This is a genomic window from Caulobacter hibisci, assembly GCF_016135805.1.
GTDB classification, from domain to species: Bacteria; Pseudomonadota; Alphaproteobacteria; order Caulobacterales; family Caulobacteraceae; genus Caulobacter; species Caulobacter hibisci.
In genome coordinates this window covers 247,927-262,113 of record NZ_JADWOX010000005.1, presented here as the reverse complement: position 1 = coordinate 262,113, position 14,187 = coordinate 247,927, and the positions used below count along the sequence as shown (strand labels likewise).

General features: G+C 70.1%; 14 protein-coding genes. 3 read left to right on the top strand and 11 right to left on the bottom strand.

The features are described from left to right. Nucleotide 1: 1 nt before the first annotated feature. The 4 genes from I4Q42_RS10160 to I4Q42_RS10145 all read right to left on the bottom strand — a co-directional run bounded on the left by I4Q42_RS10160 (nucleotide 2) and on the right by I4Q42_RS10145 (nucleotide 4,272). A complete protein-coding gene (locus tag I4Q42_RS10160) occupies nucleotides 2–943 on the bottom strand; it encodes a prephenate/arogenate dehydrogenase family protein (protein ID WP_198575944.1) in 942 nt (313 codons plus the stop codon). After that, nucleotides 940–2,055 carry a histidinol-phosphate transaminase gene (hisC, locus tag I4Q42_RS10155; RefSeq protein WP_198575943.1) on the bottom strand — a complete coding sequence of 372 codons (1,116 nt, stop codon included), beginning with the start codon at nucleotides 2,053–2,055 and terminating at the stop codon, nucleotides 940–942. The genes I4Q42_RS10160 and hisC overlap by 4 nt, the downstream gene beginning before the upstream one ends. Before the next feature lie 47 nt (nucleotides 2,056–2,102). Continuing rightward, entirely contained in the window at nucleotides 2,103–2,894 is a 792-nt protein-coding gene (locus I4Q42_RS10150; RefSeq protein ID WP_198575942.1) for a chorismate mutase, read from the bottom strand. A 358-nt stretch (nucleotides 2,895–3,252) separates the two neighbouring features. Beyond that, nucleotides 3,253–4,272, bottom strand: coding sequence for a DUF2125 domain-containing protein (locus I4Q42_RS10145; protein ID WP_198575941.1), 1,020 nt, complete (start codon nucleotides 4,270–4,272; stop codon nucleotides 3,253–3,255). A gap of 36 nt (nucleotides 4,273–4,308) precedes the next feature. On the opposite strand from I4Q42_RS10145, the gene I4Q42_RS10140 reads away from it, so the two are divergent. Continuing rightward, entirely contained in the window at nucleotides 4,309–4,857 is a 549-nt protein-coding gene (locus tag I4Q42_RS10140; RefSeq protein ID WP_198575940.1) for a gamma-glutamylcyclotransferase, read from the top strand. 165 nt (nucleotides 4,858–5,022) lie between these two features. Here the strand turns inward: I4Q42_RS10140 and I4Q42_RS10135 are convergent, their stop codons facing one another. Genes I4Q42_RS10135 through ftsE form a run of 4 tightly spaced genes read right to left on the bottom strand, consistent with a single transcriptional unit; the run spans nucleotide 5,023 to nucleotide 8,004 of the window. After that, the gene (locus I4Q42_RS10135; RefSeq protein WP_198575939.1) at nucleotides 5,023–5,736 is read right to left on the bottom strand and encodes a lysophospholipid acyltransferase family protein; all 714 of its coding nucleotides are present in this window, start codon (nucleotides 5,734–5,736) and stop codon (nucleotides 5,023–5,025) included. Next, the gene (locus I4Q42_RS10130; protein ID WP_232793028.1) at nucleotides 5,733–6,350 is read right to left on the bottom strand and encodes a YdcF family protein; all 618 of its coding nucleotides are present in this window, start codon (nucleotides 6,348–6,350) and stop codon (nucleotides 5,733–5,735) included. Before I4Q42_RS10130 ends, I4Q42_RS10135 begins: the two co-directional genes overlap by 4 nt. Nucleotides 6,351–6,379: 29 nt before the next feature. Further along, the gene (locus I4Q42_RS10125) at nucleotides 6,380–7,273 is read right to left on the bottom strand and encodes a cell division protein FtsX (protein WP_198575937.1); all 894 of its coding nucleotides are present in this window, start codon (nucleotides 7,271–7,273) and stop codon (nucleotides 6,380–6,382) included. Beyond that, nucleotides 7,270–8,004 carry a cell division ATP-binding protein FtsE gene (ftsE, locus tag I4Q42_RS10120; protein WP_198575936.1) on the bottom strand — a complete coding sequence of 245 codons (735 nt, stop codon included), beginning with the start codon at nucleotides 8,002–8,004 and terminating at the stop codon, nucleotides 7,270–7,272. Before ftsE ends, I4Q42_RS10125 begins: the two co-directional genes overlap by 4 nt. Nucleotides 8,005–8,061: 57 nt before the next feature. On the opposite strand from ftsE, the gene I4Q42_RS10115 reads away from it, so the two are divergent. Next, nucleotides 8,062–9,024, top strand: a complete 963-nt coding sequence (locus I4Q42_RS10115; RefSeq protein ID WP_198575935.1) for an MJ0042-type zinc finger domain-containing protein — start codon at nucleotides 8,062–8,064, stop codon at nucleotides 9,022–9,024. Nucleotides 9,025–9,039: 15 nt separating this feature from the next. Further along, complete coding sequence (locus tag I4Q42_RS10110; protein ID WP_198575934.1) at nucleotides 9,040–9,570, top strand: phosphoribosyltransferase; 531 nt, start codon at nucleotides 9,040–9,042, stop codon at nucleotides 9,568–9,570. Nucleotides 9,571–9,778: 208 nt separating this feature from the next. Here I4Q42_RS10110 and mnmA read toward each other — a convergent pair whose 3' ends face one another. Genes mnmA through flgK form a run of 3 tightly spaced genes read right to left on the bottom strand, consistent with a single transcriptional unit; the run spans nucleotide 9,779 to nucleotide 14,093 of the window. After that, entirely contained in the window at nucleotides 9,779–10,999 is a 1,221-nt protein-coding gene (gene mnmA, locus I4Q42_RS10105; protein WP_198575933.1) for a tRNA 2-thiouridine(34) synthase MnmA, read from the bottom strand. A 53-nt stretch (nucleotides 11,000–11,052) separates the two neighbouring features. Beyond that, nucleotides 11,053–11,976: a flagellin gene (locus I4Q42_RS10100; protein ID WP_198575932.1), complete on the bottom strand. Its 924-nt coding sequence runs from the start codon at nucleotides 11,974–11,976 to the stop codon at nucleotides 11,053–11,055. 8 nt (nucleotides 11,977–11,984) lie between these two features. Continuing rightward, nucleotides 11,985–14,093, bottom strand: coding sequence for a flagellar hook-associated protein FlgK (flgK, locus tag I4Q42_RS10095; protein ID WP_198575931.1), 2,109 nt, complete (start codon nucleotides 14,091–14,093; stop codon nucleotides 11,985–11,987). Nucleotides 14,094–14,187 lie beyond the last annotated feature (94 nt).

Genomic DNA, 14,187 nt, shown 5'->3' with positions numbered 1-14,187 from the left:
GTCAGTGCTTCCCGCGGTCGCGCCCGAAGTTCGGCTCGGCGCTTTCCTGACCGGCCGCGACGATGCCGCGCCGGATCGCGCGGGTGCGGGTGAAGTGGGCGTGCAGGGTGTCGGCGTCGCCCCAGCGGATGGCGCGGCTCATGGCCTGCAGGTCCTCGGTGAAGCGGCCCAGCATCTCCAGCACCGCGTCCTTGTTGGCCACGAAGATGTCGCGCCACATGGTCGGATCGCTGGCGGCGATGCGGGTGAAGTCGCGGAAGCCCGAGGCCGAATACTTGATCACCTCGTTCTCGGTGACGTTCTCCAGGTCGGCGGCGCTGCCGACGATGGTGTAGGCGATCAGGTGGGGCAGGTGGGAGACGACGGCCAGGACGAGGTCGTGGTGCTTTTCCTCCATCAGCTCGACCTGGGCCCCGCAGGCGCGCCAGAACGAGGCCAGCTTGGCGACGGCGGCGGCGTAGGCCTCGTCGTCGCGGTCGGCCAGCGGGGTCAGGATGGTCCAGCGGCCCTCGAACAACTCGGCGAAGCCGGCGTCGGGACCCGACTGCTCGGTGCCGGCGATCGGGTGGCCGGGAATGGCGAACACCTTGGCCAGTTCCGGCGCGCGGAAGGCCTCGGCGATGGTGGCCTTGGTCGAGCCGACGTCGGTCAGGGTGGCGCCGGCTTTGAGGTGGGGAGCGACGGCGGCGGCGACGTCGCCGATCGACAGCACCGGCGTGGCGATGACCACCAGGTCGGCGTCCTTGACGGCCTCGGCCAGGTCGCCGGTGACGTGGTCGGCCAGGCCGATCTCGAGGGCCCGGGCGCGGTGGGCCTCGCTGGCGTCGGCGATGGTGATCTCACCGACAACGCCGTGGGCGCGCGCGGCCAGGATCACCGAGCCGCCGATCAGGCCGGCGCCGACGACGGTCATCTTGGGATAGAGCAGGCCGGTGGGGCTCATCGGTTCATAAACTCCGCCAGCAGGTCTACCACGGCGCGATTGTGCTCTTCGCGGCCGATGGTGATGCGGATCGAATGGGGCAGGCCGTAATTGGCGACGGCGCGGACCAGATAGCCCTTGCCGGCCAGGAAGGCCTCGGCGTCGAGGGCGGTCTTGCCCGGCGTCGTGGGGAAGTCGACCAGCACGAAATTGGCGGCCGACGGGGTGACGGGCAGGCCAAGGCCGCCCAACTGCTGGGCCAGCCACGGCCGCCACTGCTCGACCAGGGCCACCGAAGCGGCCTCGAAGGCGCGGTCGGCCAAGGCGGCGATCGCCGCTTCCTGCGCCGGGATCGAGGTGTTGAACGGCGGGCGGATGCGCTCGATCGGATCGATGATGTCGGCGTCGGCATAGCCCCAGCCGACCCGCAGGGCGGCCAGGCCGTGGATCTTCGAGAAGGTGCGGGTGACGACGACGTTCCGGGCCTCGCGCGCCAGGGCCAGGCCGTCCTCGAAGCGCGGATCGGTGCAGAACTCGGCATAGGCGCCGTCGAGCACCAGGATCACCGACGGCGGCAGGGCCGCGTGCAGGGCGCGGATTTCCTCGCCGGTCAGCCAGGTTCCGGTCGGGTTGGCGGGGTTGGCGACGAAGACGATGCGGGTGCGTTCGTCGACCTGCTTTGCGATTTCCGCCGTATCGATGCGGCGGTTCGGCTCGGCGGCGAAGCGGACTTCGGCCTGGCAGGCGCGCGCCCCGATCGCATAGGCGGCGAAGCCGTGCTCGCCCTGGATGATGTTGTCGCCGGGCTCGAGATAGACTTGGCACAGCAGGGCGAAGATCTCGTCGCTGCCGTCGCCGAAGGTCAGGCGCTCGGGCTCCAGGCCGTAGCGTTGGGCCACGGCGGCCCGCAGGCCGCTGGACTTGCCATCGGGATAGACGTGCAGGCGGTCGGCGGCGTCGCGATAGGCGGCCTTGGCCTGCTCGCTGCAGCCCAGGACGTTCTCGTTGCTCGACAGCTTCACCGGATGGGCGATCCCCTCGATCTTCGACTTGCCGCCCACGTATGCGGCGATGTCGAGGATCCCCGGCTTGGGCAGCGGACGGGGCGAGGCGGAGCGGTCGGAAGCGGTCATCACGGGTCCCGGCGGGCCCGACGGGACCCTGTACGAAGTCGGCCTTGTTACACGTCGAAGGGAACGGGGGCAGCCCCGACCACGCCCGACAGCTGGCCTGGCGCGCGGGTCAGGCGCTCGTCGTCGCGCTGGTAGAAGCCCGACAGCGAGAACAGCTTCAGCCCGCCGGCCTCGGCCACCGGCTCGGCGGCGACGCCGTCGGCGCCCAGGGCCTCGACGACGGCGGCCGCGCTCTTGGGGCTATCGGTCACCCAGAAGGTCTGGTCGCCGCCGGTCGGCTCGACCTCGACCTGGGCCACCGCGAAGGCGGCCTGCGGCCCCCAGCGGGTCAGGCAGGGCAGGGCGGCGAAGATGTTCAACGTGGGTTCGGCCAGCAGCCGGCCCCACCAGGCGCTGCCCGGCTGCAGGCCCAGCACCGAGACGCCCCACGGCGTCTTGGCGGCGGCCAGGGCGTCCTTGTCGGCGGCGACCACGGCCATCGGCGGGGCGGCGCCGAAGCGCAGGCGGGCCAGCTCGACGGTGCGGCCGTCGCCCCAGACGGTCAGGTGGAACGGACCCTGGCGCGACAGGCTGTCGGCCATCAGCTCGCGCCAGATGCGGATCAGCAGGGCGTCGGAGGCGTCGTTGCGCGGCGAGGCCAGGAGTTTGCGGACGATCAGGGCCTCACGGCCTGGACGCAGGCCAAAGCCGGTGTCGCCGGCGGCGCGCTTGGCCGTGGCCACGGCGCGCGAAAGGCCGGCCCGCTCGTCGATCAGCGCGAGCAGTTGGCTATCGATGGCGTCGATGCGCCATCGGACCTCGTCCAGCGAGGGCGGCGTCTCGTCCGCGTCGCGACCCATGTCTATCCCCGAAAATGAGGGCCGGAACATAGACTTTGCGGCGAGGGGCGCAATAGCCCCATCACCGGGGAAGGAAATTGCGCCGTTCTAAGTTCCCTCTCTCATGGAGAGAGGGAGGGGCCCGCGCCAAAGGCGTGGGAGGGTGAGTGGGTACAAACTGTCCGGATGATGCGCGACGTCGGCGGGCTACAGTTGGTAGCCGGAGTGCTCGGGAGCTTGGGTCGTCGCTCTCTCTCTCTCTCCGAGCCAATGGGCCAACGGCTGCGCGCCTTGGGATGTGCCGGCAGACGGTGAAACCTCTCACCCTCCCACCGCTTCGCGGTGGGCCCCTCCCTCTCTCAAAGAGAGAGGGTTTTCCTTACCGCGGCACGTACACTTGCGGCGAAGGCCCGGTGTCGAACGGGCCCAGCCGCGTGCGGCCGTCCTGGAAGTTCAGGGTGGCGCTGAGCGTCGGGTCCTGGCCGGCGGCCGCGGCGACCGCCGCCACGGCGGAACGGGCGTCGGTGATCGCCTCGGCCGGGCTGGGCTTTTCGCGCACGGTGACGTCGAGGGCGCCGCGCAGGCGGCCGTCCGGATCGACGGTCAGGGCGCCGGACTTGGCCTCGATCAGGGCGTCGCCGGCGGTCAGCTTGCCGCTCTCGACGCTGATCGCGCCGCCGGCGGCGGTCCAGTCGCGCACCGCGTCGGTCCAGTTGTCGCCGCGCAGAGTGGAGGCCTTCGACAGCCGCGAGTCCCAATAGAGCGAGGCGGTGCGGTCCTGGGCGATGCGGCCCAGCAGGCCGGTGAAGGCCACCTTGGCGCCGTCGGCCTTGAACAGGATCGCGCCCTGGTCGTCGGGACCGGCCCGCAGGTGCAGCTGGAGGGCGTCGGTCGAGCTGATCGGGAACGGCTCGACTCCGGCCGCCGTGGTGAACACCAGCTTGGCGCCCTCGACCGAGATGCGCGGCGGATACTGGTCGAAGCCGGCCAGGCTGGCGCGCAGGGCCTCGCCGGTGACGACCACGTCGCCCTTTTCGGGCCGAGTCAGCACCACGCCGGCCGGGGCGACGATCATCCAGTGGCCGACGCCATAGATCATCGCCTCGCCCTTCAGCTGCGGCGCGCGGACGGCCCAGCCCGAGGGCTCGGCGACGCGGGCGTTTTCCAGCTGCACGTCGAGGCGGAAGGGGAAGCCGGTGACCTCGCGGCGGGTCCAGGACAGGTCGTAGCCCTGCGCCTTCAGATGGGCGGCGGTGGCGTCCATCCGCGTGACCATCTCGTTGCGCAGCCAGAACCAGCCGACGCTCCAGGCGATGCAGACCAGGGCCGCCAGCACGAAAGGCAAGACGAGGCCGCGACGGCGGGGCTTGCGGGACGGCGTCGGGTCGTTATGGGTCATGGGCGAAGGGGCTTCCGGTCGGTGAGGGTGTTGGGCGTGACGAGCGAACGGCCTGAAGAGGGCGATCGTTGGGTGTTCGGGTACGGATCGCTGATGTGGCGGCCCGGGTTCCCGTTCATAGACCGAAGAACGGCGGTCCTCCATGGGCGCAGGCGGGCCTTCTGCATCTATTCGGTGCATCACCGCGGCACCTACGAGCGTCCTGGCCTGGTGCTGGGCCTGGCCCCCGGCGGGGCGGTGCGCGGCGTGGCCTATCGGGTGGCCGAGGACGCCTGGCCCGAGGTCTACGCCTATCTGCGCGAACGCGAGCAGCCGACCGAGACCTATTTCGAGGCCTGGTCGAAACTGCGCATCGATGGAAACGGCGAGGTCCCGGCCCTGGTGTTCCTGTCCGACCGCAAGCACGGCCAGTGGGCGGGCGCGCTGAGCCTGGAGCAGCAGGCGGAGCTGATCGCCGGGGCGCGGGGGCTGTCGGGGCCGAACATCGACTATCTGCGGGATCTGGTGATGCACCTGCGCGAGGACGGGGTGCGGGACCATGCGATGGAGCAGTTGCTGAAGATGGTGGAGGCTCGGGAGGGCTGAGCCGCCCTGGCGCCAAGGAACCTCCCCCTGTGGGGGAGGCGGCCAAAGGCCGGTGGGGGGACGTTCTCAGCTTTCGAGGCGTCTGCACGTCTCGCACCAACTCCCCCCACCGATCGCTTCGCGATCACCTCCCCCACAGGGGGAGGTTCCTTCAGGATGGAAGGATCAGATCCCCTCATCCTCCAGCGCCTTCGTCGCCGTGTCGATCCGCGTCTGCAGTTCGCGCATGAACTCGCCGCGCTTGAGGCCGGCGGGGATGGGCGGGAGGTATTCGAAGACGATGACGCCGGGCTCGACCAGCAGGCTCTTGTGCTTCCAGTGCTGGCCGCAGTTCAGCGCCAGCGGGGTCACCGGCAGCTCCAGTTCGCGATAGAGCGCCGCGATGCCGGGCTTGTAGTCGCCGGGCTGGCCGACCTTGCCGCGCGTGCCTTCCGGGAAGATCACGACCTGGCGGGTCTCCTTCATGCGGTCGATGGAGTCGCGGACCAGCTTCTTAAGAGCCGTCGAGTGACCCTTGCGGTCGACGACGATCATCTTGGCCTTCAGCCCGTGCCACCCGAACAGCGGCACCATCAGCAGTTCCTTCTTCATCACGAAGCAGGCGTCGGGCAGGATGGCGAACTGGCTGAAGACGTCGAACATCGACTGGTGCTTGGCGGCGATCAGCGCCGGGCCGGTCGGGACGTGCTCCTTGCCGCGCACCTCGATCCGCACGCCCGCCAGCCAGCGCAGGCCCTGGATCACGCCGTGCGACCAGAAGCTCAGCACGGCGCGGTTGGCCGCGCGCGGCAGCACCAGGGTCACCAGCATCAGGATGGCCAGGGTGGCCGACCAGACCCAGAAGAAGGCCTGGAACAGGATCGAGCGCAGATAGATCAAGAGTCTTTTTCCTTAGCCGACGTGTCGGCGGGTCCCTTTGCCGGACCGTCGGCCGGCTTGTCCTTGGGGCCGAGATTGAGGAACGCCTCGCGCCCCAGGATCGCCAGGTACTTGCAGTATTCCACGATCATCCGCCGGGCGGTGTAGCTGCGCTTCCACCAGCGGCGGGCGTTCAGGCTCTCGGTGGCGACCGGATAGGCGTGCAGCTCGACGTCGGGCAGGGTGGCGTGCAGCTCCAGCATCGAGCGCGGCATGTGGTAGTCGGCGGTGACGACGATCAGGCTCTTGTAGCCGCGGGCCTTGGCCCATTCGGCCGTCTCGCGGGCGTTGCCGACGGTGTCTGCGGCGGCGAAGCCGAGGTCCACGCAGCAGTCGTAGATCGGCTTGACCGCCTTGGTCACGTCCAGCACGTCGGCGCGGGTGGCCTCGCGGTTGACGCCGGAGATCAGCAGGCGCTGGCCCTTGCCGGCCTCGAGCAGCTTGGTGGCCGCCTCCAGCCGCAGGTTCGAGGCGCCGGTCAGCACCACCACGCCGTCGGAGACGGGCGGATCGGCGGCCGGGGTCGAGCGCTCCACCCGCGAGGTGAAGGCCAGCAGGCCCAGGACCCAGATCATCACCACGATCAGGAAGGCGGCGATGCTTCTCACGGCATGTCCCTCAGCAGGCGGAGGGCCGCGGCGCGCGCGGCCAGCCCCGCGACCAGCGCGGCGATCAGCGGGCAGGGCAGGGGCGCCAGAAGGTCGATCCAGGCCAGCGGCAGCACCGGCGTCAGACCCGCGCCGCCCCCCGCCAGCCGCGCCGTCACGCCGACGATGACCGCCGCCGCGCCGCCGAGCAAGCCCGCGCTGGCGGCCATGGCCGCGAAGCGGTTCTGGAACAGCTTGGCGATGAAGCCGGCCTCGGCGCCGGACAGGTGCAGGACCTCGATCACCTCGTGTCGGGCGGCCAGGCCCGCGCGGGTGGCGAAGGTGATGACGGCGGCGGCGGCGGCGGCGATCAGGCCGAACACGCCCAGCGCCGCCCAGCGGGCCAGGCCCGCGCCGCGCTCGATGTCGGCGATCCAGCGGCTGTGGTCGTCGACCACGGCGTCGACGGCGGCCTCGTGCAGGGCCTTGGTCAGGGCCTCGGCGCTGGCGGGGGCCTTGGGATCGAGGTCGAGGGTGACCAGGCGCGGGGTCGGCAGGTCGGCGACCAGGGCGTCGCGGCCGATCCACGGCTCCAGCAGCGCCTCGGCCTTGTCCTTGGTCAGGGCCTGTGCCTGGCTGACGCCCTTGACCCCGGCCAGGGTCTCGGCGGCGCGGGCGGCGGCGCTGTCGGGCGTCTCGCCGGCCTTGGCGCGGACGACGACGGTGGCCGAGCCGCTCAGCTGGGCGCTCCAGCCGTCGGCGGCGCGGTTGGCGGCCAGGGCGGCGAGGGCGGTGAGGCAGGCCAGGAAGCACAGCACGGCGACGACGAACACCAGGGCCCCGTCGCGGGCGTCGCGCGGCGGCAGCAGGGGGCCGGGCTTCCAGCGGTTGAGGTCGAAGGGGCCGCTCATTCGGCTTCGCCCGGTTCGATCAGGCGGCCGTGCTCCAGGTGCAGCACCGGCCGGGCGGCGCGGGCCACCAGTTCCTCGTCGTGGGTGGCGATCAGCACCGTGGTGCCCAGGCGGTTGAGCTCGACGAACAGCCGCAGCAGGCGCAGCGACATGGCCGGGTCGACATTGCCGGTCGGCTCGTCGGCCAGCAGCACGTCGGGACGGTCGACCACGGCGCGGGCGATGGCCAGGCGCTGCTTCTCGCCGCCCGACAGGGTGGCCGGCAGGGCGTGCATCCGCTCGCCCAGGCCCACCCAGTGCAAGAGCTCGGCGACGTCGTCGCGATAGGTGTTGGGCTTGCGGCCGGCGATGCGCAGGGGCAGGGCGGCGTTGTCGAACACCGACAGGTGCTCCAGCAGCCTGAATTCCTGGAACACCACCCCGATGCGGCGGCGCAGGAAAGGCAGGTCGCCGGCGTGGACGAGGCTGATATCGCGCCCGAACAGCTCGACGCGACCCCGTGACGCACGGTGCGCCAGATAGATCAGCTTGAGCAGGGAGCTCTTGCCCGCGCCCGAGGCGCCGGTCAGGAAGTGAAACGAGCCTGGGGCAAGGGAAAACCCTACGTCGCGCAGGGTTTCGGGGCCCCGGCCATAGCGCATCGACACGCCTTCGAAGCGGACCACGGGCACGGCGTCGGGATCCTGATCAGCGCCGGTCCGCAAGGGTGTGTCGATGGGGTTTCTGGACATCAGGGTTAAAATCGGCGACCTCCAATGCTGTAAAGCGGGGGCGACCGATTCGCGGCCATGATACTGACCTGTCCGGAGTGCGCCAGCCGCTATTTCGTCGACGACGCCAAGGTCGGGTCGGCCGGGCGCGTCGTGCGTTGCGCCTCATGCGGCGCGCGCTGGACCGCCCGTAACGAGGCGGCCGCCGACGAAGAGCTGTTCGATGCGCCGCCGGCCAGTACGCCGGCCAGTGAAGTCGCTGCTCCGGCCGCGACGCTCGATCCCCTGCACGCCCTCGACGACACGCCCGAGGCCGAACCGCCGGTCAGCGCCCTGCCGGGCGAGGAACTGCCCAAGGTGTTCCGCGCCCGCGCCGACGCCGAGCGCCGCCTGAAGGAGGCCAAGACTACCGGCATCGTCTGGGGCGGCATGGTCGCCGTCATGGTCGTGATCCTGGTCGGGGCCGGCGTCTTCCGCCTGAACATCGGCAAGCTGTGGCCCAGCACGGCCGGCGCCTACGCCATGGTCGGCGCGCCGATCAACACCATCGGCCTGATCGTCGAGGAAAGCAGCATCCGCGCCGAACCGTCGATGAAGGACGGCCACGCCGCCATCACCATCACCGGCGTGATCCGCAACATCACCGAAAAGCCGGTCGCCGCGCCGCCGCTGCGCATCGCCCTGCTCAACAAGGCCCAGAAGCGCGTGGCCGGCCAGTTGGCCGCCGCCGCCGATCCGATGATCCCGCCGGGCCAGACCCGCCACTTCTCGGTCACCCTGCTGGACCCGCCGTCCAGCGCCCAGATCCTGGAAGTCGCCTTCGCGGTCGAGAAGGGCGCGGGCCATGCGGTCAAGACCGGGCTGGACGCGGCCAAGGACGGCCACGGCGAGCCGGAACTGCGCGGCGCCCAGGACACGCCGGCCGAGGATCACGCCGCCGCCGAGGGGCATGCGGACGAATCCGCGGCGGAAGGGGCTGGACATGACGCCCCCGCTCATGAGACCGGAACGGCCGAACCGGCCCCCGCCGACCATCATTGACCAAGATCCCCTGACATGACCGAACTCGCCCGCCCCGAAGTGCTCATTTCCGAGCAAGAAATCGCCGAGCGGGTCGAGGCCCTGGCCCGTCAGATCGCCCCGCGCATCGACGACGACACCGTCGCCGTCTGCCTGCTGACCGGCGGCCTGTGGTTCGCCGCCGACCTGACCCGCGCCCTCTGGAAAGTCGGCCGCAACGTCCGTTTCGACGCCCTGTGGCTGGCCTCGTACCATGACGAGCGCAAGAGCACGGGCCGCTGCGAGGTCCGCGCCGACCTGCAGCGCCCGCTGGTCGGCCGCCGCGCTCTAGTCGTCGACGACGTGTTCGACACCGGCCTGTCGCTGTCGGAAGCCGCTCGCCTGGTCAAGGACGCCGGCGCCAGCGAAGTGCTGACCGCCGTCTTCGCCCGCAAGCCCTGGCCGACCTCGCGCGGCATGGAGCCCGACTTCGTCGCCTGGGAAGCCCCGGCCCGCTACCTCGTCGGCTACGGTCTCGACGACGAGGGCAAGAGCCGCGGCCTGCCGTATATCGGCGCGCTGGATTGAGTTCGGCCCATCTCCGATGAAAAACGCCGCGAAAGCTCTCCAGCTTTCGCGGCGTTTTCGTTTGCAGCGAACCTCCCCCCGTGGGGGAGGCGATCGCGCAGCGATCGGAGGGGGGAGTGGCTGCGAACTCGGCCGTCGCTTCGGAAGCTGAAAACGTCCCCCCACCGGCCTTCGGCCGCCTCCCCCATAGGGGGAGGTTTCTCCGGGCCTAGTCCATCACTCGCTGCGTTGTGGCGATGAACCCGCCGCCGAGCACGCGTTCGGGATCGGCGGGGTCGTAGAGCACGCAGGCCTGGCCGGGGGCGACGCCTTCTTCCAGGCCGTCGAACACCAGCCGCACGCCGCCGTCTTCCAGCGACAGGCGGCCGGCCACCGGTTCGCGGGTCGAGCGGACGCGGGCCAGGACCGGGGCGTGGGCCTTGGCGGCCTCGATCAGGTCGTCCTCGCCGCCCAGCCAGTTGTCTTCCTTCAGGGTCAGCGACTTGGTCAGCAGCGCTTCGCGCGGGCCCACCACCACGTGGCGCTTGCCCGCGTCGATGCGGACCACGAACAGCGGATCGCCGACGGCGACGTTCAGGCCTCGGCGCTGGCCGATGGTGTAGCGGGTGACGCCCTCGTGGCGGCCCAGCACGCGGCCGTCCAGATGCACGATGTCGCCAGCCTCCGCGCCCTGCGGGCGGATGCGGTCGATCACCGTGGTGTACTTGCCCTCGGGCACGAAGCAGATGTCCTGGCTGTCGGGCTTGTCGGCCACCGACAGGCCGAGCGCGGCGGCGACGGCGCGCACCTCGGGCTTGGAAAAGCCGCCCAGCGGGAAGCGCAAGAAGTCGAGCTGCTCGCGCGTCGTGGCGAACAGGAAATAGGACTGGTCCTTGGCCGGATCGGCGGCGCGGCGCAGCTGCGGGCGGTTGCCGCCGCCGGCAAAGCCGCGCTGCACGTAGTGGCCGGTGGCCATGGCTTCGGCGCCGAGGTCGCGGGCCACGTCCAGCAGGTCGCGGAACTTGACGGTCTGGTTGCAGCGCACGCAGGGGATCGGCGTCTCGCCGCGCAGATAGGCGTCGGCGAACTCCTCGATGACCTGCTCCTTGAAGCGGCTCTCGTAGTCGAGGACGTAGTGCGGGATGCCGATGCGCTCGGCCGCCATGCGGGCGTCCATGATGTCCTGGCCGGCGCAGCAGGCGCCCTTCTTGGAGATCGCCGCGCCGTGGTCGTAGAGCTGCAGGGTGACGCCCACCACGTCGTAGCCGGCGCGAGCCAGCAGGGCGGCGGTGACGGTGGAATCGACGCCGCCCGACATCGCCGCGACGATCCGCGTTCCCTCCGGCAGGCCAACGGCCTGCTTCACGGCCTGGGCGGCGCGCGCGATCAGGGCGTCGCCCTCGGCTAGGGGGGCGTGGGCGGGGTCGAAACGGGCGAGGTCGGCGTCCATCGCGGCTATTTAGGCCCTGAAGCCCGACTTTGCGAGGGCGACCAGCGTCGCAGTTACTTCAGAACGTTGAGCAGCGACGAGGCTTGCAGCGACGAGAACACCTGGGCCGAGGCCTGGACCGCCAGCTGGGCGGCCTCCAGGCGGGTGACCGCCTCGGCCATGTCGACGTCGACGACGCCGCCGATCATCACCGTCAGGCTGTCGGACTGGTCCTGCAGCGACACCTGGGCGTCCTCGAAGCGCTTCTGGTTGAGGCCGTTCTTGCCCTGGGCCGTGGTCAGGTCCTTCTGGGCGGTGTCGAAGGCCGGCAGCACGCCCTTCAGGAAGGTGGTCTGGGCCTCGGTCAGGTTGCCGGTGAAGGGGCCGTTGGCGTCGACATAGGTCTGGATCTGCTTGAAGGCGTCGAACAGGCCCGTGCCCAGCTTGTCGCCCAGCACGCCGGTGCTGACCGTCGTCGACTCGTCGATGCGGTTGCTGACGATGTACTGGTCGTTCTGGAACAGCGAGGCCGTGCTCGGGGCCGAGGTCAGGTCGGCCATGGTGGTGGCCGTGGTCGTGGCGGTGTCGTTCCTGGCGCCCGAGAAGACGTACTGGCCGTTGGACTTGGTGTTGAGCCCCTGGACCGCATCGCCGAAGGCGTTGTTCAGCTGCTGCATCAGGGTGGTGGCGTTGCCGGCGGCCAGGGCGTTGGCGATCGCCTCGCGGGCGCCGGTGGCCGAGCCGGCGATCCGCTCGATGCCCATGTCCTGCATCTCCAGGCGATTGGAGACGAGCTTGGTCTGGTCGAGGAAGCCGTCGATCTTGGCCTGGGCGCTCTTCATCGCCGTCAGCATTTCGGCGTTCTTGGCGTAGCCCTTCAGGTCGCTGGCGATCTTCTGGCTGGAGACCTGCTCGCCGAGCTGGTTCTGGCGGACTTGGGCCAGCATCAGGTTCGACGTCATCACGCCGTAGTTGCCGGAGGTGGAGACACGGGTCATGGCGGGCCTCAGATGATGTTCGTCAGGACGTCGTACATGTCCTTGGTCGCCTGGATCAGGCGGGCCGAGGCGTTGAACGCCTGCTGGTACGTCGTCAGATTGATGAGTTCCTCGTCGAGGTTGACCCCCTCCTGCGACTGGCGCTGGGTATCGACCTCGGTCTGGACCGAAGCGGTGGCGTCCTTCTTGGACTCGGCGGCGGCCGCCTTGCGGGCGATCGAGCCGGAGAAATCGGCGCCGTAGCGCAGGATGGTGCTGGTCGCCGCGCCGACGCCGCCGGCGGCCGAGAAGGTCACCGTGCTGTCGCCGGCCTTGGCCAGGGCCAGAGCCCCGCGGGCGTCGCCGACCGCCAGGGCCGAGGTCCCGGCCGTGGCGTTCAGGTCCAGCTTGGCGAAGGCCAGGCGGTTGGGGTTCTGGTCGAGGGTCGCATCGACCGTGTAGCTCGAGGCGCGCGTGCTGCGCTCCGACGGGCCCAGGCCGAACAGTTGGCTGACCGACGGACCGCCGACGCCGCGCTGGGTCTTGTCCTCGACCACCGACAGGGTCACCGGGGCGGCGTTGTTAGAGCTGAAGTTCAGCGCGCCCTTGGAGTCGAGCGAGAAGGTTCCGTACTGGCCAGCGCCGTCGCTGCGCGAGTTCAGCGAGGTCAGCAGGTCCTGCATCGTGCCGCCGGTCGGCACGGTCACCTTCACGTCGCGGATGCGGCCGCCTTCGATGTCGGTCAGGCGCAGGGTGATGGTGTCGCCCGGGGTGAAGCCGTGCTGCGAGGTCGTGGTCATGCCCGTCTCGTACGGCGAGTAGCCGGTCGAGCGGACGATGTCGTTCATGCCGAAGAACTGGCTGAAGCCCTTGCCGGCCTTGGTGGACGGCGTGGTGGCGTCGTCGGCGATGGCCACGCCCAGGCCGCCGTTGGCCGACAGGCTGAGCGTCCCGTTCGAGAAGGTCGCCTGGCCGTCGGTCCCCAGGGCGCTGTTCAGCTGGGTCAGGAAGTTGCCGGGCGTGAAGGCCGGGCCGGCGGCGCCGTCCACGGTCATCGAGCCGGCGGTGAAGTCGACGTCGATGCGGCGCTGGATGACGCCGCTGGAGTCGGTCAGGGCGATGGTGGTCTTGCCGGTGAAGCCCGAGAAGGCCGTCGTCGCGTCCAGGCCGGTGTTGCGGCCCGTCATGCTGGTGGGGGCGGGGACCGACGAATTGGCGTTGGAGGCGCGGTTCAGTTCCTCGGTGGCGCGGGTGACGAACTCGCCCAGCTGGTCGGACAGGGCCGGCAGCTCGGTGTTGCGCAGTTCCAGCAGGCCCTTCATCTCTCCGCTGCTGATATAGAGCGGGCTGGGCTGGCCGCCGCTGTTGGGCAGGGTGACGGTCAGGTAGCCGTTGGCGGTGGGCGACTGCTCGTACTTGACGGTGGCCGCGCCGTCGCCTGCCAGGCTGAGGCCCTCGGTCGAGCGGATCAGCACGCCGCCGTTGGCGCGCTGGCTGACCTGCACGTTCATCAGGCCCGACAGCTCGTCGATCAGGCCGCCCTGGATGTTCTCCGAACCGGTCGCGTCGGTGCCGGTGGTCTTGGCGCGGGTGATGTCGCTGTTGAGCTCGTCGATCTGCTTGAGCAGCACGTTGACGCGGTCGACGTCAGCCGAGAGCTTGGTGTCGGCGTCCTTGCCCAGGTTCGACAGGCCCGCGGTGATGCGGCTGGATTCGCTGAGGAAGTCGTCGACCTTGGTGATCGCCTGCGAGCGCAGCAGCGACGAGGACGGCTCGTCGGCGGCTTGCGAGAACGACGAATAGACGTCGTCCAGCATCGAGAAGAAGTTGGTCGTCGCGCTGGGGTCGCCGAACAGCTTCTGGGCGTTGTCGAGTGCGCTGGACAGCGCGCTGGCCCGGCCCGAATCCGACGCGGCGTTCAGGCTGGCCGACTGCAGGAAGCGGTCGGTCGCGCGCTTGATCGCGTCGATATTGACGCCAACGCCCATGCCGTTCGACACGAGGTTGGACTGGCTGACCGTCTTGCGGACGTAGCCGGCCGTATTGACGTTGGCGATGTTGTCGGAGACGACGCGCATGCCCGTCTGGGCGGCCATCATCCCCGAAGTCGCGGTGTTCAGGATGGTGTTGAGGGACATCAGAAGTCTCCTGTCCGCCCGGCAAAGCACGAACCACGCGACGCGACCTTGCCCGGCGAAACTTGCCGGGCGCCGTGCGAGAGCGTCTCGTTAC

Excerpts from the sequence above, each read along its gene's own strand:
- I4Q42_RS10160 (WP_198575944.1), bottom strand. The coding sequence starts at position 943 with ATGAGCCCCACCGGCCTGCTCTATCCCAAGATGACCGTCGTCGGCGCC.
- hisC (WP_198575943.1), bottom strand. The coding sequence starts at position 2,055 with ATGACCGCTTCCGACCGCTCCGCCTCGCCCCGTCCGCTGCCCAAGCCG.
- I4Q42_RS10150 (WP_198575942.1), bottom strand. The coding sequence starts at position 2,894 with ATGGGTCGCGACGCGGACGAGACGCCGCCCTCGCTGGACGAGGTCCGA.
- I4Q42_RS10145 (WP_198575941.1), bottom strand. The coding sequence starts at position 4,272 with ATGACCCATAACGACCCGACGCCGTCCCGCAAGCCCCGCCGTCGCGGC.
- I4Q42_RS10130 (WP_232793028.1), bottom strand. The coding sequence starts at position 6,350 with ATGATCTGGGTCCTGGGCCTGCTGGCCTTCACCTCGCGGGTGGAGCGC.
- I4Q42_RS10125 (WP_198575937.1), bottom strand. The coding sequence starts at position 7,273 with ATGAGCGGCCCCTTCGACCTCAACCGCTGGAAGCCCGGCCCCCTGCTG.
- ftsE (WP_198575936.1), bottom strand. The coding sequence starts at position 8,004 with ATGTCCAGAAACCCCATCGACACACCCTTGCGGACCGGCGCTGATCAG.
- I4Q42_RS10115 (WP_198575935.1), top strand. The coding sequence starts at position 8,062 with ATGATACTGACCTGTCCGGAGTGCGCCAGCCGCTATTTCGTCGACGAC.
- I4Q42_RS10110 (WP_198575934.1), top strand. The coding sequence starts at position 9,040 with ATGACCGAACTCGCCCGCCCCGAAGTGCTCATTTCCGAGCAAGAAATC.
- mnmA (WP_198575933.1), bottom strand. The coding sequence starts at position 10,999 with ATGGACGCCGACCTCGCCCGTTTCGACCCCGCCCACGCCCCCCTAGCC.
- I4Q42_RS10100 (WP_198575932.1), bottom strand. The coding sequence starts at position 11,976 with ATGACCCGTGTCTCCACCTCCGGCAACTACGGCGTGATGACGTCGAAC.
- flgK (WP_198575931.1), bottom strand. The coding sequence starts at position 14,093 with ATGTCCCTCAACACCATCCTGAACACCGCGACTTCGGGGATGATGGCC.